Below are 25,325 nucleotides of genomic sequence, written 5' to 3'. Positions count from 1 at the left end.
TTAAAACCAACATTTTTTAGGTATAAAATAGCTAAATAAGTACTTTTTGTGACATTTTTTATCACGTTTTTTTAGATACTTTTTTAATTTTTCCACCTTTTACAGCAATAAAATCAATAAATATTAAGTTTTATAAGTTATAACGCATCCATTTTTTTAATTATCCATGGCTTATGACTATCATCTAAAATTCCATCTTTTCTTAATTTCAATACGATAATATTTGTATATTCTCTTGTAGTATTTGCATATTGAGCTAAAATAGAATTATTAATTTCATCTGGTAAAATATATTCTTTATCTTTCGTTACTCTTCCCATATATAAACCAACTTCTTTAAGACAAGCTCTAATACGAAGTTCTTTTTTCATAAAAGTACGTTTACTAGCTTTAAAATAAACTTTTCTTGTGTATAGTAAGTTCGACAATAAGAAATTAGCTTTTTGATTAGTTTCGTCTAACACTCGCCCAACAAAATCAGGATCAAGCACCCAGCAACGAACTTGAGTTAAACAGCGTAAAAAAGCATCTTCCGGTTCTTCTTGGATTAATGGAATTAAATTAATAGCAACCTCACTACTAACAAAACTAATAATTCCAAAGTCGCCATATTCATTTTTGAGGCAATAAGCAAAATAACCACTTTCCACTAGATAAATCTTGAAGTTTTTGTTATCATTCATTTTGATTTCTTTCCCTCTTGGAAAAATTTCTTGGTAACAATGTTCATGAAAATCTATATCTTTTTTTAGTAATTGGAGTAGGGCTTTAGTTGTCGTATCTTTGAAAATTTCTTCATCTGAATGCATGTTCTAACATCCTCTCTATATTAATTACAAAAAAACTGCAGACTAGATGCTTCTGCAAGTTCTTTTTTAGTTGAAATATGGGTTTGTTTTCTTTTCATGTCCGATAGTAGTTGCATCTCCGTGTCCTGAATAAGCTGCTAAATCATCTGGTAGTATAAATAATTGTGTTTTAATACTATTAATTAATGTATCAAAATCTCCTGTATATAAATCAGTTCGACCAATGCTTCCTTTAAAGAGCGCATCACCTACTACTACAAAATCATCAAAAATAAAACTTACACTGCCGATTGAATGGCCTGGTGTCGGAACTACTTTAAAGCGAAAACCTTCTATATTATACTCACCCAATGTAAACTCGTATTCAGCAGGCTCTGCAATAATTGCTTTTCCAGCGATTTGCGCAGATAGGTTTAAATCTGGATTGGAAAGCCATTCTTGTTCTAAGGGGCTAACATATACCGGGATTTGATAAGTCGAGCGAATTTCTTCTAAAGCGCCAATATGATCATAGTGACAATGCGTTAGTAAAACAGCAATCGGTTTCACTCCTAGACTAGCAATTTCCGCTTCAATTTTATTAGCTTCTTCGCCCGGATCAACAATTAATGCTAAATTATCTTGATAAATGATATAACAATTTTCTTGGATTATTCCTGTCATAATTCGTTTGATTTTTGTCATTTCACTTCCGCCTTTCTTCACAATCATCATTATACCGAAAAAGTGGCTTTACTTCCATCAATATTCCTTGTTTGTATTCACTTCCGAGATATACTACAATGAAGAAAGAAGTTTAAAAGGAGGAAGAAAAAATGACTGCAAAAATGTTACATACGTGTATCCGCGTAAAAAATCTAACTGAATCCATTGCTTTTTATGAAAAAGCATTAGGGTTAAAAGAAGTTCGTCGTAAAGATTTCCCTGATTTCGAATTCACTTTAGTTTATATGGCGTTTGAAGAAGGCGGTTTTGAACTAGAATTAACATACAACTATGACCAAAAAGAAGCTTACGACTTAGGAAACGGTTATGGCCATTTAGCTGTTGGCGTTCCTGATGTACGTGCTTTACTTGAGGAACATAAAGAAGCTGGTTACACCGTTACAGACTTAAAAGGACTTCCAGGTGAAGATCCATTCTATTACTTCTTAACAGATCCAGATGGTTATAAAACAGAAATCATTCAAGATGGCGCTTTATAATTAGAAAGAGAACTGGAGACTTCTAATGATAAAATATTTCATAATTATTTTAATTGCATTAGCCATCAATGGGATTAGTTTTCTATTCCATAATGATGTAGCTAATCTTATCGCTGTTATCATTACAGCAGTATTGCTCGTTTATTTAATGGTAGATTTAACCAAAATGTATCGACGTAAATGAAAAAGGGTCAGCAAAATCTATTAGATTCTGCTGGCCCTTTTTATTATTGAATGACTAGGTTACTTGCGACTTGTTTTGACTCTTTCATCAGATTTTCGATAATATCACTTGTGGAACGAATTTCAGTTAACATTCCGCAAATTTGTCCAGCCATGACGGAACCATTTTCGACATCACCTTCATGGACTGCTTTTCTAAGGGAGCCAAGTGTTAATTCTTCTAATTTATCTCTAGAAGCATTTTCGTTTTCTAGTTCTACATATTTTTGAATCATTGGGTTTTTTATACTTCTAACTGGCGCACCATTTCGGCGGCCTGTTACAGTTGTGCTCGTATCCGTTGCGTCAAGTACCGCTTGCTTAAAGCTAGCTGGAACCGGGCATTCCTCAGCAACAAGGAAAAGTGTGCCGATTTGGACACCACTTGCGCCTAACGCATAAACTGCAGCCATTCCGTGACCATCTGCAATTCCGCCTGCTGCAATGACAGGGATATTTACTGCTGAAACGACTTGACGAACGAGTGCCATTGTTGTAGTTTCTCCAACATGTCCCCCTGCTTCTGTACCCTCTGCAACAACTGCATCTACACCGATTTCTTCCATTTTTTGTGCAATTTTTACAGATGGGATAACAGCGATAACTTTAATTCCAGCTGCTTTAAATTTTTCCATAAATGGTTTAGGTGTTCCTGCCCCAGTTGTAACAACTCGCACATCTTCTTCAATAATGACATCTACAAGTTCTGGACAATTTGGCATCATCAACATGATATTTACAGCGAACGGTTTCATTGTTTTTTCTTTACAAAGACGAATTTGTTCTCGTAATGTGTCTGCTGACATTCCACCTGATGCGATAATTCCTAGCCCACCTGCATTTGATACCGCCGAAGCTAATTCATATGTGGCAATTTGTGCCATTGCCCCTTGTAAAATTGGATATTTGATTTGTAGCATTTCAGTTAAACTCATTTTCTTTTCTCCTCTCTATTTTTACGCTAATTCTTTAGTTGGTTGTTTTTTCTCACGTAATTTATAAACAATATTAATACAAAGTCCTACAGCAGCAAGGGCGATAGCTATATAGAAAGCTTGTGTGAAGTCGCCACCGTTTTGACCGGCGATTTGCGCTGCCATTTTTGGAGCAAAGAAGGCAGCTGTAGAATAACCAATGAAGACGATTCCGTAGTTGACGCCTTGATTTTTCGGACCGTAATTTTCCATAACAATAGATGGAAAAACACCCATTGTACCACCAAAACAAAGTCCAAGTCCGATGATTCCAATAACAAAACCTACAACAGACTGAAGAGTTGCAAGTGCGAATAAAGATAGAGCAATTACTGTATAAATAATCATTAAAGTATTAGATCTACCCAGACGGTCAGATACAGCACCCCAAACTACTCGACCTAAACAGTTGCTTAGTGAATAAATACTAACGTAAGCAGCAGCCGATGCAGCCGTTAAGCCAAACATATTTTGACCAATTAAAGATGCATTAGAAGCAATCATCAAGCCTGAAAACGCACCAATACCTAGCATTAAAAGAATCAGATAAAAAGTAACTGTTCGAACCATTCCCGTCCAAGGTACATTTACCATGCCAGCTGCATTTCCAGCAGGTGGTGTCCAACCTTTTGGTGCATAACCAGCTGGTGCGACGCGAATAAGGAAACTACATCCAATGACAACTGCGATATAAACAGCTCCCATAATTTTAAATGCTGTCATTACGTTATATGTTTCAATTAAGTGGTTCGCAATCGGTGCAGCAATAATTGTCGCTCCACCCATCCCTGCAGTAATAAGTCCAGAAGCAAGACCACGTTTATCTGGGAAAAGTCGAATCGTGTTGCTCAGACATCCTGAATATGCAAAGCCTTGTCCAAGCCCAGCAAGGACACCATAAGATAAGTAAAGCATTGTGGTCGAGGTAGCAAAGCCTGTTAGCGCAAAACCAAGCCCGAACAGTATACCTCCAATTAAAATGGCCCATTTTGCTTTCCCTTTATCCGTTAAAATCCCACCTAAAATAGTTGGAATCGGCCCAATCGCCGCATTAATTGTAAATGCCATCATAACTTGTGGAATTGTCCAGCCATGAGCAGCACTAAGCGGTCCAGCAAATACACTAAATGCGTATACTGCCCCAGTACAAAGTAGAACGCCAACAGAACCAATTAAGACTCCCCAACGGTTTATTTCTTTTGTCATATAGATACTCCCTCTCTTGTTTGTTTTTCAATAATAGCTTTTAAACCGCCCCATTGTTTGCTAAACATACCGCTATTCATTACTTTTAAATCACTTGCAATAACGGGTTCGAATTCCATTTGTCCAAGAATATCTTTTTCCAAATCAACTCCTGGTGCGATTTCTGTTAGAACCATTTTGCCATTTTCTAAACGGAATACAGCTCGCTCTGTCACATAAAGGATGATTTGGTCAGTCGTTGAAGCGTATTCGCCACTAAATGTGATTTGTTGAACTTGTTTGATAAACTTTTTAGCTTTTCCTTCTTGTAAAATCTCTAATTTGCCATCAGCTACACGCGTCTTTAAACCACCTGCTGTAAAAGTTCCGGCAAAGATTAATTTTTTCGCTGATTGAGAAATATTAATAAATCCACCGCAGCCAGCAACTCTTGAGCCAAACTTGCTGACATTCACATTACCTGATTCGTCTGTTTGCGCCAAACCAAGTACGGATAAATCAAGTCCGCCACCATCGTAAAAATCGAACTGCGAATGATGATCGACAATAGCTTCACTGTTATAAGCATGACCGAAATCTGCTAAACCAGCTGGAACACCGCCAACAGATCCTGCTTCCGTTGTTAGTATTAATTGGTCACTCACGCCTTCTTCCGCTGCAACAGTTGAGACGTTCACTGGAATTCCTACACCTAAATTTAGAATGGTTTGTGGTTCTAGTTCTGCTGCTGAACGACGTGCAATCACTTTACGGTCATCTAACGGAAGTGGTTCAATATCTCCGAGTGGAACTTGAATATGCCCAGAAAATGCTGGGTTGTACTGCGTATTTTCAGTTTGGAAATGATTTTCTGGTTCTGAAATAACAATATGATCAACTAAAATCCCAGGAACGCGGACATCTTTTGGATTAAGCGATCCTTTTTTAGCGACTGATTCTACCTGAGCGATAACAATTCCGCCTGAATTTCGAACTGCCTGCGCGATTGGTAAGACTTCCATATGTAAGCCTTCTTTTTCTAAAGTTAAGTTACCAAATTCATCTGCCACAGTTCCTCGAATGAGCGCAACTTGAATTGGAAAACTTGGATAAAATAGCCATTCTTCGTCGTGAATCGTCAATAGCTCGACTAAGTTATCTGTGGAACTCGCGGACATTTTTGCCCCTTCAATACGTGGATCTACAAATGTTCCCATACCAATTTTTGTAATAACGCCTGGTCGTTTAGCAGCAATTTCCCGGTAAAGTTGCGTAATTACACCTTGTGGTAAATTGTATGCTTCACACTTGTCTTCTTCAATTAATTTCGCCATTTTAGGAGAAGCAATCGCAATCCCGCCAATCCAGCGCTTAATCAATCCTTCATGTCCCCAGTGACTCATTCCTTTTTCCCTGCGATCACCAAGCGCACTAGCATGCATAACTGTCAGATTACGCGGAGCACCTTCTTCTAAAAAACGCTTTTCAACCGCGATAGCCATTTCTTCATTAACACAAGCTAAACCGAAACCACTAAAAGCAACAGTATCGCCATCTTTTATTAATTTTGCTGCTTCACTTGCTTTTATTACTTTTGACAAATTCCTCACTCCTCATTTGTTCAATTATTCACATAAATTTGTAATGATATGCAATTACTTATAAAGCAACTTTCGTGCCAATATTAAAAATGGCTCTATATCAGCTTTCATAAATTTAAGCGTTAGTAATTGTCGCAAGAAAGCGACATAAAAATTAGTACCACTACAAATAACAGTCGCGAAAACGCAACAAAAAAACCTAATCGCGTATTCCGATTAGGTTTTCTAAATTAATGAAGTGTTTTTAGTTTTCGATATAAGACAGAGCGATGAATCCCAAGCACACTAGCTGCTTTTGTCACGTTTCCATCACTTTCTTCGAGCACTCGCAAAATAAAGTGTTTTTCCACGTCTTGTAAATAATCTTTTAGATGAAGTGATTCTTTTTTCGTTTGCTCTTTAAAATGTAAGTCTAGTGCAAAATCATCTGTTTCCGCAACTGTCACTTCTTTATTTCCAGACATAACAACTAAGCGTTCAATCTGGTTTCTAAGTTCACGTACATTTCCTGGCCAGTTATGAGAAAGTAATTCTTTCGTTTTATCGCCGCTTAACTGAAAATCTTTTTGATACTTTTGATTAAATTTTTGAATGAACTGACGTGCAAGACCAATAATATCTTGCGGTCGCTCTCTGAGTGCCGGAATGTGAACCGGCACTACGTTAATACGATAATATAAATCACGCCTAAACGTTCCTTTTTCAACCATTTCGCCAAGATTTCGATTGGTCGCTGAAATAAGTCTAAAGCGGCGTTTCGTCTCGGTTGTCGAACCAAGCCTTCTTACCTCACCAGTTTCAAGAACTCGGAGCATTTTCGCTTGAAGTTCTAGTGGCATTTCAGAAATTTCATCTAAAAACAATGTACCACCATCAGCTAGTTCAAGCATCCCGGGCTTTTCAATATCAGCACCGGTAAATGAGCCTTTTTCATGTCCGAAAAGCTCAGATTCAAATAGCGCTTTTGGTATCGCCGCACAGTTAATCGAAATAAATGGCCCAGCAGCTTGTTCACTTTTTTCATGAATATAGCGCGACAAAACTTCTTTACCAGTACCAGACTCTCCGTATAATAGGACCTTACTGTCAAACGGAGCTATTTGGTTGCACACCCGAACTATTTGCTTCATCGCGACGCTCTCCGCTACTATCACGGTACCATCATTTTCCTTATAATCTTCAAGAAGAAGTGACTCTTTATTGCCCGAAATTGCCTCCCCTCGCCATGTTTTAAAACTATCTGGTTGCGTTTCATCTGACATAGTAACAACTAGATGGACTGTGCCATCTGGGTAAAGAATTGGGGTAGAAGTCGAACGAATACTAAAACCTTTCTTCGTATTGATAACCTTAGTTTTCTTTTGTTTGGTGCGGATTGCTTCTAGTGTGACAGAATCATTGTACACACCGTCTTCCACTAAATCTCTTACATTACAACGGAGTAATTCTTCGAGCGACATTCCGACAGTAAGTGCAGTGAATTTATTCGAAATTAAAATATTACCGTCTGCATCTGTGACAAAAAGCGTTGTCGGCATGTCCTTGTTTAATTCGCCAAATGACTGTACTCCCAGCAAGTTATCCATTAAGTCAAACATTAAAAGCTCATCCTTTTGGACTAGTTTCCTAGTTATTTGCTCATCATTACACAATCTATTATAACATAAGACATCTACTAGAAGTACTCGTTTTTTTGCGACACGCTAATTTCTATCAGCAACACAAACTCGATTTCGACCTGTTAATTTTGCTTTATACAGAGCGTCATCGGCAGATTTAAACAAACCTTCACTAGTATTAGCACCATCTTTACTACTACTAACTCCAACGGAAATCGTAATTTTCACTAGTTTTCCACTTGGTATAATAAAATCGTGCTCTTCTGTTTCTCTACGAACTTGTTCAGCAAAAAAATTACCTTTTTCAATCGGACAATCTAATAAGACAATGGAAAATTCTTCCCCGCCATTTCTAAAAGCCTCTGAACCATCTGATGTATTTCGTTTTAAAATAATAGCTAATTGTTTCAAAATGGCGTCACCAGCGTCATGGCCATATGTATCGTTAATATTTTTAAAGTAATCAATATCGATTAACATTAATGTTACTTGTCTACTACCAGCATCCATCACATGGTTGATTTTTTCATCAAATTGCCTTACATTCGATAACCGAGTCAGATAATCAAGCGTAGAGTCTTGTTCGTATTTTTGAAATAATTGCTTTGATTTAATCATATTCTTCATTAAAACTGCGGAAACAGCGCCAATTACAAGCGCGATTGATACAAATGTAAACATATTAACCCAGAAGTCTGGCTCTTTTGCTAAAATCAAATGTAAGTTCACGACTACAAAACCGCATGCAATAATATTTAAAATAAAAACGCCCCAAATATTATATTTTTCCAATCGTTTGCTAAAAAGAGCTGTTATGACGCCAATTAACATCATCACTATTCCAGCCATCACTGCTGCCACATTCACTGATATTATAAAGCGTGAAGCTGTAATAATAACTGCAGAAACAATTGCAGGAATTGGACCACCGTAAAACCCTACCATAATAATAGGAATATGACGCAAATCAACAATCACATTATTTGAAATCGGTATCCCAAAAATCATTAGAGCAAATCCAAGTAATCCCGCCCATACGCCTACTCCCATTTTTCTATTTGTCGATAATTCTTTTGTAATTGGTTCTTTATAAACTAATGAAATAATATAAAACCCTGCGAGTAATATCGCTGCATTACTTACCAACTGTTCAACCAAAAAGCATCCCCGCCTTTCACTTTGTTATTCAAATACCCCATTATGCTCACAACTATTCATTCATGCTCTTTACACAAAGAAACAACCCCTAAATGCGAAGTTGTTAAAAAATATCTATCTGTTTATTTTCTCATAAAAAATCCGCAAAAGAAAATATTTCTCATGCGGATTTATTTTATTTAATAAGCTGTCCACCCAGCATCTGCTGTAATTACCGTACCGTTAACAAAACTAGCATCATCCGAAGCTAAAAACAGAGCTACTTTAGCAATTTCAGAAGCATCACCAGCTCGAGGGTTTGTTCCCATTCCAATCATAGCTCGTTCTTGCCCAAATTGATCTGGAGCATAAATAGTAGTACCAATATTTGTATTGACAGCTCCAGGCGCTATAGCATTACAACGGATATTTTTATTAGCATACTGGAAGCCAACATTTTTTGTAAAACCAACGACAGCATGTTTAGAAGCTGTATACGCTGCCCCTGCTCTTGAACCAAACAAACCTCCAGCAGATGCAATATTAACGATAACTCCTTGTCCCTTTTCTTCAAAAATATGAAGTGCTTTTCTAGTTGCTCGCATTACTCCAGTTGTATTTATCGCAAACACTTTATCCCATAGCTCATCTGTTAATTCACCGGCCGGAACAAAATTATCCATGATGCCCGCATTGTTTACTAAAATATCTAACGTTCCATATGTCTCAGTAGCTTTGTTAATCATGCTTTCAATATCATCTTGTTTCGTTACATTCGCAACAACCGCAAGTGCTGTACCTTGTTCTTTTTCAATTAAAGCTACTGTTTCTTGTGCCGCCTCTAAATTTAAATCCGCAACAACAACTTTCGCTCCTTCTTTCGCAAAAAGAATGGCAATTTGTTGCCCCATTCCAGAAGCTGCCCCTGTTACCACTGCTACTTTTCCAGTTAATTTCCCCATAAATAACTTCCTCCTTCACTTTTATTACGCTAAGAAAGATAAATATCTATCCTTCTTATTTCAATTATATCCCCGCAGTAAAACGCTTTCAATATGTAAAGAAAGCCTGTTTTGTTGATTAAGCAACACTTTTGCGTTATATGTATAGTAATAGGAAATTTTCTCAGATGGGGGTTTCAAAATGATGGATAGAAGGATTAAAAAAACAAAGCAAGCCTTAAACCAAGCTTTATTTACTCTTCTTGATGAAAAACCTTTTCAACAGATTACTATTACGGATATTGTTACAGTAGCAGATGTTAATCGAGGCACTTTCTATAAACATTACCGTGACAAAGAAGAACTTTTAGATAGTATTATTGATGAAGTGCTGGCTGATTTACAAAAAGCGTATCAAGACCCTTATACACATAAGACGCCTTTTTCCATCCAAACACTTACACCTTCCATGATAAAAATTTTTGATCATGTTTACGGTCATCAAGCTTTTTATACACAAGTTATAAAATCAACAATCCGTCCCAGTTTTCAAAATCAAGTTTGTGATGTTATACGGGAACTTATTTTAAATGACTTTGACTATTCAGCTGATAAATCGAGGATAGAGCCCGTGTTACTTGCGTCTTATCAAGCACATGCGATTTTCGGCATGATTATTTTTTGGGCAGAAGAAAGTTTTGCTCATTCACCGGCGTTTATGTCAGAGCAACTTCTTCATATTATTCAGGCTAAAAATCCAATCGTATAATTCTTACATATTTGTTATATTATTTTCCTTTTTTGTAACTTGAAACGAGGGCTTCATAATCCTAGTCTTGCTATAATAAAGACATCTTAGAAAGGTGTGTTGATTATGAATGATCATCGTATTTTAAATGCTTTAAGTTATTTTAGTATCCTCTTTGCTCCAGTTATTGTGCCAGTATTGATTTGGATTTTTGCTAAATCAGAGGATGTTACTCATCATGCTAAAGTTGCATTACTAACTCACATTATCCCGACTATCGCTGGTGTTCTGTGTTTCTCCAGTGTTTTCGTTACAGCTTTGACAAATGGCGGTTTACTTGCAAATGTATCATTTTTCGTTACCGGTAGCTTATTTATATTTACACTAATAGCTATTGTTGGACTGTTTATCTTTAATATTGTTCGAGGTATTCAAATGCTTTTAACGAAAAATGAAGAAGATGCTTGGATTTAAAATGAAAAAAGCTATCCTAAATTTCTTAGGATAGCTTTTTTGCTGTTTTATTTGTTTACTTGCTTGGATTTTCTTAGTAAGAAAAGTCCAAGTGCACTAGCGAATAATCCCGTAATGATTAGATTAGCTAGTGAATTATCTCCTGTTGAAGGAAGACTTTGTACTTTTTTCACTGTAGCTTGTTTTGAAGGGCTTACTGATGGTTTTGTTGGTTTAGTAGGTTTTACTGGTTTGGTAGGGTCGACAACGAGTGGTAATTTATTTTTCTCATATACAAAGGTTACTTTTTGTTCTGTTTCTTTGTATAAACCAACTTTATTTGTAGGATCTTTTGTTAGTTTATACCCTGAGATAGCTTTTGCCTTCGTTACATATTTCTCACCCACTAAACCGGTATGAATCTCTTGTTCTGCTAATACATTCCCTTTCGTATCAACAAATTCTGCTATTACTTTACCACTTACAACAGTTTTTAAATTTGTTTTGGCTACTTGAAGTGCTTCTTTTTGGTTAAAAGTGATTTTCACATCAACTGGAACGGTGTCTAATTCATAACCCGCGGGTGCTTTTGTTTCAATTAATTGATAATCTCCAGGAGCTAAATCAGTTATTTCCAGTTTACCAGAAGCATCTGTTGTTAGGTTTTCTGTGACGTTATTATCTGCGTCTACTAATTTGAACGTCGCATCTGCAAGAGGTGCATTTGTTTGCCCATCAGTTTTAGTTAACACAACAGATCCAGTAGACATTTTATTCGTTTTAGTCACTTGAACTGCATCTTTTTGGTTAAATTCAATGGTGAATTCAACCGGTGTGGCATCAAGTTCATAACCTGCTGGTGCTTTTGTTTCTACTAGTTGATAGTCACCCGGTGCTAATTGATCAATTTGCAACTGACCATTTGCTTCTGTTACTACCCTATCTTTCAAACTTACCCCAAGTTTTGTTTGTAATTCAAACTCTGCCCCAGCTAAATTACTTTTTGATTTACTATCTAGTTTAGTAAGAACTACACTACCAGTTTTCGCAACATTTTCTTTTGTTACTTTGACTGCAGTCGCTTGGTTAAATTCGATAGTAAATGTAACCGGTGTGGCGTCTAGTTCGTAGCCTGTTGGCGCTTTTGTTTCTACAAACTTGTAATCGCCTGGTGCTAAATCAGCTACTTCTATCTCACCACTTGCATTCGTTGTTAAATTATCTTTTACTTTAGTTCCAGTAGCAGTTTGCAGTTCAAACTCCGCATCAGATAACGCAGCTTTTGTTACGCTATCTTCTTTCGTTAGAACTACGCTACCAGCTTTGGCTGTGTTTTCTTTTGTAACAACTACAGCTGCTGTTTGGTTGAACTCCACCGTGAATTTCGTTGGTGTTGCATCAAGTACATAGCCTGTTGGTGCTTTTGTTTCTACAAATTGATAGTCCCCTGGCGCTAAATCAGTCACTTCAATTTTACCATCTGCATCTGTTACTAAGTTTTCGGATACTTTTGTTCCGTCTGCTTTTTGTAATTCAAATTCTGCGCCAGCAATAGCATCTTTTGTTACACTATCTTCTTTTTGCAGAACCGCGCCACCAGTTTGTTCTGTGTTTTCAATTGTAACGCTCGTCGCTGCATCAGCAGTAATCGTGATTTCTTTACCATCTTTGTATTCATCACTAATTGAATATCCTGTTGGCGCTGCTGTTTCAACTAGCTTATATTTCCCTGATTGAAGGCCGTCCATGACGATTTTTCCTTCTGAATCAGTTGTTGCTTCTTGCCCAGCTTTATCTCCTTCAAGCGTGTAAAGTTGGAATTTAGCTCCGGCTAGTTTTTTTGTATTATCCTTTTTATCAACTTTGGTAATTTCAAGTGAACCAATTGTCGCCGTCCCGCTACCACTACCAATGGTGAAAGCTGGAGAAATATTCGTTGTTCTGGATTTGTATGACAATGGGAGACTACCATAGTCAGGTGATGCTGTTGTAGCTGTGTTACTAATCAAACCTGACATCAAACTAACTGTACTATAGGTTACTTTGATTGGATCTGTTGCTTTGTAATCTTTAAACTGGATAGTAAAATTATTATCCGTAAACGTTATATCATAGTATTTTGAGTCAATATCGTCCCCAGTTGTTTCATTAATTACTTTAAAACTACTTTTTACAACTTGTGCTCCTGTTGTTCCGCTTTTCATCGTATCAGTTAATGTTGGGTTATTAATAGGACGATCTTTTGAAATATTATTAAGTGTTACAGTCCAGTTAACTTTATTATTATAAGTTGAATCAATGGTAGCCGTTTTTGTCATCGCATTGAAAAGTTTGCTTGCATAGGCTTGATAAGAATATGTGTGCTCATCTGTACCATTATCAGTAACTTTCGCTATGTTTTGCACATATTTATAAAAATACCAATTTTCATCTGGTTTGGTACTATATTTAATAAATACACGAGTGTTATCTAAATTGGCAAATTCTAAATGTATTTTATTTCCAGTTGTATCTACTTTGGTTGGGTAATTTTTATCCCCTGCTTTGGCCAATGTTCCAGTAGAATTAAGTGGAATTTGTAAACTCATCATTTCGGTTGATGACTCCACATTACGATATTGTAAAGAACCTTCTACATAAGTTAATCCAGTCGGAATTGGGTCATCCAAAATCAAGTTATCGTAGCTCTTCGCCATTGCATTTGCAGAAACAATCCAATCTATGTTCCCTGTTGTTGCATTGTACGCACCGTATTTCCCACCATTTGTCATCATTTTCGCATCTGGTGTAGCTGAAGCAGTTACTTCTTCTACGTATTTGATAGTTCCCCCATCGTAGTATGAAATAAATGCTTTGTTATCAATTGTGTTCGTTACATCAGATAAGTCAATATTAGTAACAATATCTACTACAATTTTTTTATTTGTAGAAGCATAATCACCAATTAATTGTATGTAAAATCCTGCTGGAGTGACATTTTTATTAATAGTAAAGTCTTTTCCTTCTGTTAATACTACGCTAGTGAAATTATCTGTATAAGCACGAACAGTGTAACTTTTTAGGCTTTTAACACCCGTAGAAAATTTGTCTGTAATGTTAAGATTATCCATTTTAATTTTGTCTGAGTTAGCAGTGATTTTCCAACTCATTGTATTATTGAAGTAATCAATGCTTCCTGCTTCTTTTTTCAGCAAATCAGGTTGAATAGCAATGGTTGCATCAGCTGAAACGCCATTTTCATCCGTAATTTCATTTTTAATTTTACGATCTTTAAAATCAGTTATTTTAGTAGAATAAGTGATTTGATATGCGTTTGTATTAGTAGCTTTATACGTTAAATTAAAATTCCCATTATTTGAGATTGTCGATGTTGTCCAGTCGCTTGATGCATCGCTACCAATAATTGGTACACCAGTTGTCGCATTAAATGTTACGCGTTTGATTTTGAGTGAATCCGCAACATACTCTACATCATTATCTGCTAACACATCGGTAAGTACAGTAGAAGGAGAAATTTCATCTTGGTCATAGTTGAAATTAATTACCCAATCAATACTTTGTGTCGTACCGTTATAAGTAGCTTTTTTCTCTAAATGTTTGTAATTGGTCATTGCTAAATAGACATAAGACGAATTACTTGATAGTATCCCTGAATCTCCAACTGTGTATGCTTGGGTAGACATATAAGAAAGTGAATCGCTTGGTTTATTAATTGTTCGGTCATATGTTACTTGATAGCCTTTCCCAGCAAGCCCACCATTAAGCGAAACTACTAAAGCTGTCGAAGAATACGTCAATGTATAATCTGTGCCTTCAACGAGTAATTTTTTTGTACCCATAAAGGTACCACCAGCACTGACATCACTTGAATAAACTTTAATGCTATCTCTATCTATGGTTGTTGTTCCACCAGAAGCATAATCATTAAGTTTCAGCTCACCCTTAGCGTCTTTTTCTTTAGTTAGGTTGAATTTTGCATCAACTTGTCCTTTTGTTGGATTAACTACACCTGGATTTGCTGTAACAGATACTGTAGTTGGATATGCAACAACTGGAACTACTTCAATTTGATAAATAGTATCTTTCCCAGCTGTTTTAAAAACAACTTCTTGTATTGTTTCTTCTGTCGCTGTAAATACTTTGAAGGCGGTACTAATATTCACATCATAATCGCCTTCTTGAATTCCGTCTTTTAAGAATTTAATTGTGAGTTCACGTGTTGTAACATCAAGCGTCCATTCTGCTTCTGTGGAAGGCAAGAAATTTCCACTCAGGTTTTTATTCCCAAAGTTAAATGCATCTGGTAAAACTGTTGTAAAGGTGTCTCCAGCTTTGTAATTTTTTCCAGTAAAAGCAAAATTCATATTAAGTACAACACCACTACCATTTTGAATCCGATCTGAAGTGTTGATTTCAGCCCCATTACCATCTTTTAATGTTACTTTAGTAAAAATATTTTCTGTAATAGCAGCTTTTAGATTTGCATTTTGGGTAGATTTTTTAATTGGTGTCGTTGTTTCTTTAGTTGTTTCTTCTTTTTCTTTTGTTGAAACTGAAGTAATTACTTCTTCCTTTTCTGCTAAAGTTACACTATATTCTTTTTCATCTAGCATGTAACCTTTTGCTGCAACTTTTTCTTTAACCAGATACTCACCCGGTAAAAGAGAATCCATAGTTGCCTCACCATCTGCACTAATGGCTAAATCAGTTGTTTCACCCGTTTCTTTATTCTTTATCTCAAAGGAAGAACCATTGATTTTTTCCTTTGTATCTTTATCTTCTTTAATAATTTTTAATGTTGATTTTGTTGTTTCATCTCCTGTCATCGTTGCTAATACAGGTGAAACATTTTGGAATACTAGTAAACCGATAACCATTGCAATAACTAGCTTCTTCCACTGTCTGATATTTTTCACTACGTTTAGTCCTCCTATAATCTATTTCTAAATGTTGTTAAATCTCTTATAGACTTGTTGAATTGTATCAAATAAATGAACCCATGAATTACTTTTTACGAAAAAATAAAATAATTTGTGTCTTTTTAGTGAACAATAATAATCAAAAACTCCCTAAAACCCTTTTAAATTACTGATAAATCATTTTTTCTTCATAATCACAAAAGTACTTGAAAGTAAGAGTAGTCCAAGGATAAACCACAAATTATTTTTCTTTGAGTCTCCAGTTTGTGGTAGTTTTGCCGGTTTTTTCCCATTTTCAGTTCCCTCATTAGAAGAAACTGATAAAGCGCTAGTTTTTTCATACACATAAGTTACTTTTTGTGAAGTGTTCAAAAATTTCCCCATTGCATTTTTGGGTGTTTGGTACAATTTATATCCCGAGATTTTTTTTGCTGAAGTTCGATAACTGGAATTTAAATTACCTGTTAAGACAATTGAATCAGCTAATTTCGCACCATCTTTATCGACGTAATCAACAATGATGCTTCCGGCTGTCACTTTTTGGTAAATAAAAGTAACTGTCTGAGCTTTTTCGTTAAATGTTCCACTTACATTCGCGGGTGTTTTTACAAGGGTGTAGTTAGCAATTTTTTTCTGTTTTGCAGTGAATTTTTCTCCGTAAGCCCCAGTTAATGTTTCTGGGCTGGCAATTTGTTTATGGTTTTGATCAACATATTGCACTGTAACTGGCGCAACACTGTCATCTAAAGCCACTCCTACTTGGGCCGGCTCAATTACTTGAGAATTATTTACAGCAACAGCAAAAGAATTCCATGCAGCTCGGTCTTCTTTTTTCGTTTGCTGTTTTAAAAGTTCCTTACCTATTTGGTTTTTCTTTGGTGTTTTTAAATCAAATTGAATGTTCATGGATTTCCCAGGAATCCACTCAATACCTTCTTTTAGTTCCATTTTAAAAGAGTAAATTTTGGACCAATCTTGTACTTCTGATGCGGTTAACCAATCTGCTTCTGTTGCTTCTGCGTTATCAACTAGAGGTTCTGAACCAGTTGGATAAATCGTGTGCTTATCGAGAACGCCCGCGCGTTTAGGGTTTTTGGCAGTACTATAAGTTACTTCGACCTTATCTTTCCATTCATTTGGAATTGCTACTGCTTTTGTTAGCTCCAAGTTGAATTTACTACCACGTTCGCTGTTATCTGTAATTCCTAAATCTTTTTCACTTGGCAAAACATCCATTAATACCATGTTGGCTATTTTTTCGTCCGAATCATTTTCTAGTAATAATTGATACGACACGATGGAATTTGTTGTGGCATTTGCCAGTCCGCTGTATTCTTTATCGCGATTACCCTTAGCTTTTTTACTAATTTTCAAATGATTACTCGTATTTAAAATGTAATGGTTTCCCGATGTGATTCTAGACTCTTCCGAATTCCCATTTCGATTAATGTCATCTGAGTCAATTTCCATTTTTGTATCAGAAATTGTTGGAGTACCAGTCACTTCTGGCACATTAAAATCTGTATCCTGCAAGAACCCAAACATTTCAATAGACATATTACTTGGTGTGTCCTTTGATACGCTCACATTAATTTTTGCTGTTAATTTTTCTGCTGGTAAAAGCGTCTTTTTGTCCCATTTAACTTTTAGTAATTGACGTCCTGAATTTTGGTAATTACTATTTAACACGCTGACATTGAAGCCTTCTTGATCCGTGTTTTTCATTTTCACGCCAGAAGGTAAAAGAACCATTGCTTCAAAAGGACCAGTTAATCGTGATATGGAAGCTTTATTGCTTTCTAAATTAACTGAAACTGAATTATCGCCTATGTTGATTAAATTTCCATCGGTATCATCAAATGCAACCGATCCTTGGACAAATTTATTTTTCCCAATTGGTTGCGGTATAATTTGAGCCGTCCGGTCACCGGCATATTTTTGCCAATTTTCCGGCCAAGGATTTGTCTCATCATGATAATGGATATAACCTTGGCTATCCGCTCCATACATGTTGATTTGTGTGCTATTTCTAACTTCGCCTACATACCCTTCTTTGACTGTTGTAAAGAAAGATAGATCTGCTCCGTACATTCCAGCTGGTGCATATGTGAAATGAAGCCATATTTTACTTACATGTTTATCATCTGGAATTCCAAGATCTTTTCTTGAATACATTTTGCCTAGTTCTACATCTTCTTTTAACGTCGTCCAGTCAGTATCATCACCGTATTTTACAAGCAAATTATATTTAGGTGATTTTTTTAGCTTTGGCCAGCCTGGATAATTAATATTTGGTTTAAAATAAAAATCGCCACTTCGAAAATAATCCAATTTTAAATTATCATCCATATTGTAGTAAACATCATAGTAAAGGAAGTCATATGAAGGAGAATCATTCATCGCTGAATTTAGCATCAAACTAAAGCCTAATTTGGCACTATCATATGCTTTTATATCTGGGTTTCCGGTCACAGTAGCAATTCCCCAATCTGCATCCACCGGTCCTCTGTGTGCTGGGGCATAGACACTTCCAATAGTCGGCGGAATTGTCGCTGGATCACTTGCTGAGACGGAGACAGATGCATTTGAAGTGTCTATAATGCTATCAGCTAAAGTAACAAAGCTTGTTGTTGCTACTGCTTTATTTTGCACCGTCGCAAAATTTGGTATAGTAGTTTGGAAGAACGTTCTAATTTGGAAAGTCTTATTAAGTAAACTAGTTGCTTTTTCTTGTTCCAAATATGTAGGTGTTGCAATTTCCCAAGTTAGTTTTTGTCCTTCGATTTTTGTTGGCTCCGGTGTATCTCCTGCTACTCCTAAATAATCTAGCTTATCGTCTAACGTATATTCAATAATAATCTTCTTTCCTTCTTCAATAAAAAGGCTTCCAGTAGATTTTTTCGGTATATTTAGATTGAAAGACCAAATTCCAATGTCACCTTGGCTCGGATTATTATTGATACTATTTTCTACTTTAGTAAAGTCATTTGATAAAGCCGTTGTAGCTGTTGCATTTACAATTGTTTCAGCTTGCTCCGTTACTTTTTCTGATAAATTATCTGCACTAAATTCGCCTGTTACTTCTAATTTCGTACCATTTGGTGTATAACCATTTTTGGTAGAAAGCTTTAGAATAACTTTGTCAACTACACCGCTATTTAGCGTTTGGTAGGTGTAAACAAGTTGACGAGTTGTTTTGTTATAACTAGGCGTAACACCTGCGATTTTAAGTTCATTTAGTGCTTGTGTGAATTCCCCATTTTCCGGTAAATTGATTACCAATTTAGCATTTCTATAACTTGTGTTTGGTCCAGTGATTTTTAAATAGATGTTATAGTTCACTGTCTGACCAGACTCAATAACATCTTTTTGAGAATTAATACTAAAGTCCCCAGAATAATTCCCCGTAGGAAATGATTTTGTGCTTATTGGTTCATTTGCTGTAGTTTCTTTTGTAGTCTCATTCGGAGTTATTTCCTGAGTAATCTTTTCTTTCGTAGCATTTTCTCCTACGTTTGTTTCAGCCCCTTCTTGGTCTTCTGCCCAGACAGAAAATGGAAGAAGTGAAACTATAAGCAAAGTACAAATTAATATAGTTACTAATTTTTTCAAACGATTCACATTCGCTCCTCCTTTGTTTACTCAAGATTAATTATTTCATAGGAGAAGACAGTGAAATGTTCTCAAGGTGCAAAAAATAGAGCAGTTTGTTACAGAAATGTGAACTATTTTACGTTTTCATCTATATAAATAGTTATAATTAACAAAAACAACCAAAATCATTAGAATTCCAACGATTTTGGTTGTTTATTTATCTTATTCGAATGGATTTGCTTTCTACTAACCTAGCGCCTTTTACTTCCTCACCAGATTTTAGTATTTCTGCGATTCGCTTTTTATCAATTTTCGGCTCTTGTAGTATAAAGAACGGTTTTAGTAAAGCTTCTTCCACTATTTCGACGCTTGCTGGATTCTTCTGTATTTGAATCGTAAAAAGTGTACTATTAATTTTTCTAATTTTCATTCGTTCCATTTCTATTTGTAAATAGTTTTTTAATCTCTGAATATTATTTTCTAATGCTTGTTTTCGTTTTAGAAGCCGTTTCGCTTCATTCCCTGCCATTTCGGCATCTGCTGCTAATGATTTAATTATTTTAACAATATTTTCTGCTTTATCATGAAAACCATCTGTGAGCGCATCTAATGTATCTTCCACAGCCTCGGTTTTATTTTCTTCCAAAAGTTCTTGCACCCGTAAATAATTATCGGTTAATTCATACAATTTCATCGTTCGCACCCTTTCCAAAAGTAAAAAAGCCCCAAAAATCATCCTATTTGGCGCTTTCTCATTTTGCTACTAGTTTCCCTTGAATAACCATGCGTCCTTTTTCATAATCTTTTTCTGTATCGCAAGTAGAAAGTGTAATAATTCGGTCCTTACCGCTTACTTTGACATTTGATTGATAAATAGATTGTTGCTTCACTTTTTGCAAATAATTGTCAAAGTCTTTTGGCTCTGGAAATTCCGTTTCAATATAATAGAAATCCGTCGTCGTTTCATATACAGCAAAAATTTCTACTTCATAATTTGCAAGTCCTGATTCATACGAAAATGTTGGATGTGCCGTCAAGAAATCTTTGTCCAAATATTTTCGTAAATCCGCAAACATCGAGCCATCTTTCATATTATGCCCGTAAATGATCGTATTCTTGTCCAAAAACTCATTTGTATTTCGATAATCTTTAAAAATACTTCCCGCTCTTGCTTTTTCATTTTTGTAATTATGATGCAAATAATAGTCATTGTCCGTACTTTGTAAAATCGGGTAATCAATTTCTGTATCAGCAATCGTTAGCCAACCAGCCATATCTTTGTTCAATTTTTGCAAAGCTTTAAGTTCATCTCTCACTTCACCATTTACATTAGTCGTAGTCACTTCTTTCGTATAGACCGCCTTCGCATCATCTAATATTGTACGGTTATGGTTGTTTTCATAAAGTTCTACACCGATTTTCCAACCAGAAAAAAGAAACACAGCTAATACAACTAAAGATATGCTTTTCCCCAAAAACGACTTCATTTTCACGTTCTAAAACTCCTTTCGTTTCTGAGGAACAATGTATTTCCCTGTTTTCGCATCACAAAGCACCTCTGCAACGACACCATACGTTTTTGCTATCAGCTCTGTTGTTAATAAAGTCTCGGGATTCCCTTTCGCTACCACTTCCCCATTTTTCATAACAACTAATTGATCGCTATACGTAAGCGCTTGGTTCAAATCATGTAAAATCATTACAATAGTCAAATTTTCCTCTTGATTTAAACGCTTTACCAACTCTAAAATTTCCAGCTGAAAGTACATATCAAGAAATGTCGTCGGCTCATCTAATAGCAAAATTGGCGTATCTTGAGCTAAAGCAGTCGCAATGAAAACACGTTGCCTCTCCCCACCAGACAAACTATCAACAAATATCTCTGCTTTTTCGCTTAGCTCCGTTTGCTTTAAAGCTTTTTCTACAGCTAAGTCATCCGCTTTTGTCCGTGTCATTCGCCAATTTTTATAAGGAAGCCGTCCAAAATAAAGCAATTCTTTCACCGTCAATTCACTCGGAAGAATATTGTTTTGATGAACAATCGCCACATTTTGTGCAAATTCTTTCGCTCTCCATTCAAAAATCGATTTTTCTTCTAATAAAACTTCTCCAGAACTTGGCGAAAGAAGTCTAGCCAAAATTTCTAACAAAGTAGATTTTCCACTACCATTTGGCCCAACAATCGTATTAATTTTATTTTTTTGGATAGTAAATGAGACATTTTTTAAAATCGCATCTGTTCCATTATAACTAAAACTAACGTCCTTTACTTCCATAAAAATCACCCTTTCGCATTAAAAAGATCAAGAATGGACCACCGATAATAAGCATAATCACAGAGGCTGGAATTTCCATTTGTTGAAATAACGTTCTGCCAAGTGTATCGGCAAATAATAGTAATAAAGCGCCAAATAAAATCGAAAATGGAACTAAAACTTGATAATTTGCGCCAACTAGTTTTCTAGCAATATGGGGTACAAGTAAACCTACAAAAGCTATAACACCGACGACTGCTGTTGTAATTGAAGCAAGTAAGACAGCAATCAGCGCCAGCCATATCCTCGTTTTATTGACCGGAACACCAAAACCTCTAGCCATTTTATTCTCAAGTCCCAAAACATTACACCATTTTGCAAGTAAAAGCGCACAAATAAGTCCAATCGCTACATAAATTGCCAATGTCTCCACATCTGACCATTTTTTCATTGCAAGGCTAGCTGCACTGCTCGCAGATTGGCTAGAAACAAGAGCTACCTGAGAAGATAAGGCATCACTCAGCCCTGTAAAAACCGCGTTAATTGCAATACCTATTATAATGAAGCGAAGTGGATTAAAATCAGAACGATAACTAAATAAAAAGACTAAAAAACATGCAAGCGCCCCACCAATAAAAGAAAAAAGTGGCAACCAAAAATACAATTCCGGTAAAAATAAAATAATGACAAAACTAAAAAATTTCGCTCCCGCTGAAATACCAATCACACCAGCATCAGCAAGCGGATTCCTCATCACAGCTTGAAGCAACAACCCAGAAACTGAAAGCGCCGCACCAGCAAGCAAGGCAATAATAATCCGCGGAAAACGCAAATCAATAACAACATCCACCATCTCATTTCCACCACTAAAAAGACCTCTTAAAAAAGTTGGAATAGACATCTGCAAACTTCCCGCCTGAACTGCCCATAAAATCGTCCCAAAAAGCAAAACAACAACTGCACCAAAATAGCTTTTTTGTTTAATTGTCATAAAGCATCTTTTCCATTTCGCGTAGTGCTTCTGGAGCGTTTAAACTTGCCGTCATCCCAAATAAATTTTCATCCAAGTCATATACACGATCATTTTTCACAGCATCAAAATGTTTCCAAATATCATTTGTTTTAAATTCTTCATCGAACATTTTTACTACTTCTGCTGGCATACCATGTGCAGCTCGTAAAATAATATCTGGATTAGCATTTTGTAAGTATTCTGTATTAGAAGCCAAGTATTCTACCTTTTGGTTCGTAATCACATTTTCTCCACCAGCAAGTTTGACTAAGTCGCCAATATAAGCATATTCTGTCACAACCAAATAACTTCCCGGAACGCCCATAAGAATGAGTACAGTTGGTTTTTTCTTTTTAGCCACATTCGTCTTTACCTTGTCAATCTCCCTTGTTAAATCACTATTTAGTTTACTCGCTTCCTTGGTACGATCAAATTCTGTGCCAAGTTTCTTAATTTCAACCTGCATAGAATCAATACTTGTAAAATCTAAAAAGTCCGCGTTTAAATCCGCACCCTCAAAACCCGCTTTTAAGTCTGCTTCTAGTGTTTTTGTGGAAAGAACCATATCTGGCTTTAGCATCCGAATAACTTCTAAATCTGGCCCCATAGGCGACCCTGTTTCCTTTACACCAGCATATCGTTCCGGAAGTTTTTTAGAACTAGTCGGAATTCCAACAAGCGGCAAGTCTAGTTTATCCATAATTTCGGTAATTGCGACCGTTGTTGCCACAATTTTTGGCCCCTGTTCTGTTTTTTGTTCGGTCTTCTGAGCCGCTTCTTCATTTCCGCAACCAACTAAAAAAAGTAATAATACCAAAAATATGACAGCCGTTTTCTTCATCACCTATTCCCCCATTTATAAAATAAAATCGGTAAAGCGAGTTAAGCAAAGGAACCCCTCGACCTAACTCGCTTTACTAGTTTTATTAACTCAATCTTTTACGTTTTAATCGATAAGCTAAATAAAGGAAGGAAGCTCCAAATAATGTAATGTACCATGCCATACTTGATGAATCACTAGTTTTCGCATTTTTTTCAGCTTTGTTATTTGTTGTCGCTGTTTTTTGAACTGAATTTGTATCATCAAAATCTGGTTTTGCTAATTTTGGTCCAGCATTATTATTGTTCGCTAAATTGCTAGTATTCAAGTTATCATTTTTCACAGGTTCTTGTAACGTTACATCTTTCCCTGTGATATCTTTGATTGATGCAGGATCTAATTTAACTTGAACAGTATATTCATGGTCATAAGAGAAGCCTGGCATATTTTCAATTAATACATGCGTTTTTACATCCGTATTAGCCGTACCATCTTTCACAGGATATTTTACAGTTCTGGTATTTTTGTTAATATCACCAGAAACAACTTCCATATCCTTCCAAACGCCATTTTGTTTATATTGGAAAGTCTTAATCCAACTACTATTTGTTAAAGTTAAATAAACATAGGCTTGATTATTTTCTACTTTGATTAAAGCTGGTTTCATCACGTAACTTTCCATCATGGAAGTTTCTGTAGTTCCATCTTTGAACACATCAAAATCAATGGAGTACGTATGGTTGTTCAGTAGATTTTTTGGATCAACTACTGCTGGTTTACTTGGTGTAGTTGGCGGTGTCGTCACTGGCGGATTTGTTGTACCTGGATCGGGTTTTGTCACTGGCGGATTTGTTTCACCCGGATCTACTACAGGAGGCGTTTCATCATTACCTGGGTACGAACTTGCTGTTGTTGCTTTCGTTAAGTCAAAAACATAACGGAAGTCTGCTTGTCCTTTATACACCGAACCATTGAATGGTGCTTCATAATTAACATGAGCCGCAAGTGGTTGGTTTAAGTCTTCTACTTCAAACTCGACAATGCGTGTATTCGCATCTTTATCTTCAGATACAACCTTTACATCTTGCAAAGTACCAGCAAGATTTGTCTTCAAAGCTGTTACCGTTTTATTATCATTAACTGTCATTGCAACAGTTTTCTTGCCATTTTTCACTTTCAACCATGCAGGATTATCAAAATAATTTTGCATACTTGAATTACTGTCATTATTTGCTTTTTTCGCTACAAACGGAACCGTATAAATTCCATCTGCCAGAGTTACTGGTGTAGTAACAGCCGGTTCAGAAATAACTTTAAAAGTACTTGGATCAATGGTTAAATCCACTTGATACCAGTGATCATAACTAATTGCATCTACTTTAATGTGCATATAAGAAAAAATAATGTCATCTAAAGAATTAAGCTTGAATTTCTCTACACGCGTATTATTCGCTGCATCCGTACTAACAGTTTGAACATCTTGGTAGCTATCTTGATAAACTTCTGCTTGTGTTGGTTTTGCAGGACGAGTTCCATCTTTTGAAACCGCCATTGTTTGCCAATAGTTACTGTTTGTAATAGTTAAGTACATATATGGTTGACCATTTTCCACTTTAATTGTAGCTGTATGGTCAATATATTTATCCGCTTCTGAAGATTCTTTCGTTGTCTTACCAGTGTTATCTTTATAAAAATTCACTTGAACCTGATACTCCCCGCCATCTTTTAGACGAGAATCAGCCGCACTGGCAAATCCAGGTATCAATTGAAATATAAGTGTCAAAGCTAAAAATGCTACAAAACCTTTTTTCCATAATTTCTTCATAATAAT

Annotated in this window: 20 protein-coding genes; 4 read left to right on the top strand and 16 right to left on the bottom strand. The window is 36.0% G+C overall.

Annotated features, from left to right (window positions below; translation table 11 throughout):
- Nucleotides 1-137: 137 nt before the first annotated feature.
- Nucleotides 138-809, bottom strand: coding sequence for a cyclic nucleotide-binding domain-containing protein (locus HCB45_RS09830; RefSeq protein ID WP_185319328.1), 672 nt, complete (start codon nt 807-809; stop codon nt 138-140).
- Nucleotides 810-875: 66 nt separating this feature from the next.
- Nucleotides 876-1,493, bottom strand: a complete 618-nt coding sequence (locus tag HCB45_RS09825) for an MBL fold metallo-hydrolase (RefSeq protein ID WP_185319329.1) — start codon at nt 1,491-1,493, stop codon at nt 876-878.
- Between the two features lie 131 nt (nt 1,494-1,624).
- On the opposite strand from HCB45_RS09825, the gene gloA reads away from it, so the two are divergent.
- Nucleotides 1,625-2,014, top strand: a complete 390-nt coding sequence (gene gloA / locus HCB45_RS09820) for a lactoylglutathione lyase (protein WP_010991098.1) — start codon at nt 1,625-1,627, stop codon at nt 2,012-2,014.
- 25 nt (nt 2,015-2,039) lie between these two features.
- Nucleotides 2,040-2,198 carry a hypothetical protein gene (locus HCB45_RS09815; RefSeq protein ID WP_003763485.1) on the top strand — a complete coding sequence of 53 codons (159 nt, stop codon included), beginning with the start codon at nt 2,040-2,042 and terminating at the stop codon, nt 2,196-2,198.
- 43 nt (nt 2,199-2,241) lie between these two features.
- Here the strand turns inward: HCB45_RS09815 and HCB45_RS09810 are convergent, their stop codons facing one another.
- The 6 genes from HCB45_RS09810 to HCB45_RS09785 all read right to left on the bottom strand — a co-directional run bounded on the left by HCB45_RS09810 (nt 2,242) and on the right by HCB45_RS09785 (nt 9,714).
- Nucleotides 2,242-3,171, bottom strand: a complete 930-nt coding sequence (locus tag HCB45_RS09810; protein ID WP_185619720.1) for a DUF561 domain-containing protein — start codon at nt 3,169-3,171, stop codon at nt 2,242-2,244.
- A 21-nt stretch (nt 3,172-3,192) separates the two neighbouring features.
- Nucleotides 3,193-4,416, bottom strand: coding sequence for an L-lactate MFS transporter (locus HCB45_RS09805; protein WP_185319330.1), 1,224 nt, complete (start codon nt 4,414-4,416; stop codon nt 3,193-3,195).
- Complete coding sequence (locus tag HCB45_RS09800) at nt 4,413-5,996, bottom strand: acyl CoA:acetate/3-ketoacid CoA transferase (RefSeq protein WP_185619717.1); 1,584 nt, start codon at nt 5,994-5,996, stop codon at nt 4,413-4,415. Before HCB45_RS09800 ends, HCB45_RS09805 begins: the two co-directional genes overlap by 4 nt.
- Nucleotides 5,997-6,226: 230 nt before the next feature.
- Nucleotides 6,227-7,594, bottom strand: coding sequence for a sigma-54 interaction domain-containing protein (locus tag HCB45_RS09795; protein ID WP_185607835.1), 1,368 nt, complete (start codon nt 7,592-7,594; stop codon nt 6,227-6,229).
- Nucleotides 7,595-7,699: 105 nt separating this feature from the next.
- On the bottom strand, nt 7,700-8,773 hold the full coding sequence (locus HCB45_RS09790; protein ID WP_185619715.1) for a GGDEF domain-containing protein: 1,074 nt from the start codon (nt 8,771-8,773) through the stop codon (nt 7,700-7,702).
- 179 nt (nt 8,774-8,952) lie between these two features.
- Entirely contained in the window at nt 8,953-9,714 is a 762-nt protein-coding gene (locus HCB45_RS09785; protein ID WP_185319334.1) for an SDR family oxidoreductase, read from the bottom strand.
- Nucleotides 9,715-9,898: 184 nt separating this feature from the next.
- On the opposite strand from HCB45_RS09785, the gene HCB45_RS09780 reads away from it, so the two are divergent.
- Together HCB45_RS09780 and HCB45_RS09775 are read left to right on the top strand one after the other, a co-directional pair.
- Nucleotides 9,899-10,462 (top strand): TetR/AcrR family transcriptional regulator, encoded by a 564-nt coding sequence (locus tag HCB45_RS09780; RefSeq protein WP_185619723.1) that lies wholly within the window; start codon nt 9,899-9,901, stop codon nt 10,460-10,462.
- A gap of 105 nt (nt 10,463-10,567) precedes the next feature.
- Nucleotides 10,568-10,915 (top strand): magnetosome magnetite crystal formation protein family, encoded by a 348-nt coding sequence (locus HCB45_RS09775; protein WP_003724594.1) that lies wholly within the window; start codon nt 10,568-10,570, stop codon nt 10,913-10,915.
- A 47-nt stretch (nt 10,916-10,962) separates the two neighbouring features.
- On the opposite strand, the gene HCB45_RS09770 is transcribed toward HCB45_RS09775, so the two are convergent.
- The 8 genes from HCB45_RS09770 to HCB45_RS09735 form a co-directional block, all read right to left on the bottom strand.
- Nucleotides 10,963-15,810, bottom strand: coding sequence for an MSCRAMM family protein (locus HCB45_RS09770; protein WP_185619713.1), 4,848 nt, complete (start codon nt 15,808-15,810; stop codon nt 10,963-10,965).
- Nucleotides 15,811-15,990: 180 nt separating this feature from the next.
- Entirely contained in the window at nt 15,991-19,434 is a 3,444-nt protein-coding gene (locus tag HCB45_RS09765) for a MucBP domain-containing protein (RefSeq protein ID WP_185619711.1), read from the bottom strand.
- A gap of 190 nt (nt 19,435-19,624) precedes the next feature.
- Entirely contained in the window at nt 19,625-20,101 is a 477-nt protein-coding gene (locus HCB45_RS09760) for a siphovirus Gp157 family protein (protein WP_185319337.1), read from the bottom strand.
- A 58-nt stretch (nt 20,102-20,159) separates the two neighbouring features.
- Nucleotides 20,160-20,900: a class B sortase gene (gene srtB, locus HCB45_RS09755; RefSeq protein WP_185319338.1), complete on the bottom strand. Its 741-nt coding sequence runs from the start codon at nt 20,898-20,900 to the stop codon at nt 20,160-20,162.
- A gap of 3 nt (nt 20,901-20,903) precedes the next feature.
- Entirely contained in the window at nt 20,904-21,683 is a 780-nt protein-coding gene (locus HCB45_RS09750) for an ABC transporter ATP-binding protein (protein ID WP_185619709.1), read from the bottom strand.
- Nucleotides 21,664-22,653, bottom strand: a complete 990-nt coding sequence (locus HCB45_RS09745) for a FecCD family ABC transporter permease (RefSeq protein ID WP_185319340.1) — start codon at nt 22,651-22,653, stop codon at nt 21,664-21,666. The genes HCB45_RS09750 and HCB45_RS09745 overlap by 20 nt, the downstream gene beginning before the upstream one ends.
- Nucleotides 22,643-23,515 (bottom strand): heme ABC transporter substrate-binding protein IsdE, encoded by an 873-nt coding sequence (gene isdE, locus HCB45_RS09740; protein ID WP_185319341.1) that lies wholly within the window; start codon nt 23,513-23,515, stop codon nt 22,643-22,645. The genes HCB45_RS09745 and isdE overlap by 11 nt, the downstream gene beginning before the upstream one ends.
- Nucleotides 23,516-23,600: 85 nt before the next feature.
- Nucleotides 23,601-25,319 carry an NEAT domain-containing protein gene (locus tag HCB45_RS09735; RefSeq protein WP_185619707.1) on the bottom strand — a complete coding sequence of 573 codons (1,719 nt, stop codon included), beginning with the start codon at nt 25,317-25,319 and terminating at the stop codon, nt 23,601-23,603.
- Nucleotides 25,320-25,325 lie beyond the last annotated feature (6 nt).

This window comes from Listeria farberi, assembly GCF_014229245.1.
Taxonomy (GTDB): Bacteria; Bacillota; Bacilli; order Lactobacillales; family Listeriaceae; genus Listeria; species Listeria farberi.
The sequence above is the reverse complement of the archived record's forward strand: the minus strand, read 5'-3'. Positions and strand labels throughout refer to the sequence as shown.

Excerpts from the sequence above, each read along its gene's own strand:
- HCB45_RS09830 (WP_185319328.1), bottom strand. The coding sequence starts at position 809 with ATGCATTCAGATGAAGAAATTTTCAAAGATACGACAACTAAAGCCCTA.
- HCB45_RS09825 (WP_185319329.1), bottom strand. The coding sequence starts at position 1,493 with ATGACAAAAATCAAACGAATTATGACAGGAATAATCCAAGAAAATTGT.
- gloA (WP_010991098.1), top strand. The coding sequence starts at position 1,625 with ATGACTGCAAAAATGTTACATACGTGTATCCGCGTAAAAAATCTAACT.
- HCB45_RS09815 (WP_003763485.1), top strand. The coding sequence starts at position 2,040 with ATGATAAAATATTTCATAATTATTTTAATTGCATTAGCCATCAATGGG.
- HCB45_RS09810 (WP_185619720.1), bottom strand. The coding sequence starts at position 3,171 with ATGAGTTTAACTGAAATGCTACAAATCAAATATCCAATTTTACAAGGG.
- HCB45_RS09805 (WP_185319330.1), bottom strand. The coding sequence starts at position 4,416 with ATGACAAAAGAAATAAACCGTTGGGGAGTCTTAATTGGTTCTGTTGGC.
- HCB45_RS09795 (WP_185607835.1), bottom strand. The coding sequence starts at position 7,594 with ATGTTTGACTTAATGGATAACTTGCTGGGAGTACAGTCATTTGGCGAA.
- HCB45_RS09785 (WP_185319334.1), bottom strand. The coding sequence starts at position 9,714 with ATGGGGAAATTAACTGGAAAAGTAGCAGTGGTAACAGGGGCAGCTTCT.
- HCB45_RS09780 (WP_185619723.1), top strand. The coding sequence starts at position 9,899 with ATGGATAGAAGGATTAAAAAAACAAAGCAAGCCTTAAACCAAGCTTTA.
- HCB45_RS09775 (WP_003724594.1), top strand. The coding sequence starts at position 10,568 with ATGAATGATCATCGTATTTTAAATGCTTTAAGTTATTTTAGTATCCTC.
- HCB45_RS09760 (WP_185319337.1), bottom strand. The coding sequence starts at position 20,101 with ATGAAATTGTATGAATTAACCGATAATTATTTACGGGTGCAAGAACTT.
- HCB45_RS09750 (WP_185619709.1), bottom strand. The coding sequence starts at position 21,683 with ATGGAAGTAAAGGACGTTAGTTTTAGTTATAATGGAACAGATGCGATT.
- HCB45_RS09745 (WP_185319340.1), bottom strand. The coding sequence starts at position 22,653 with ATGACAATTAAACAAAAAAGCTATTTTGGTGCAGTTGTTGTTTTGCTT.
- isdE (WP_185319341.1), bottom strand. The coding sequence starts at position 23,515 with ATGAAGAAAACGGCTGTCATATTTTTGGTATTATTACTTTTTTTAGTT.
- HCB45_RS09735 (WP_185619707.1), bottom strand. The coding sequence starts at position 25,319 with ATGAAGAAATTATGGAAAAAAGGTTTTGTAGCATTTTTAGCTTTGACA.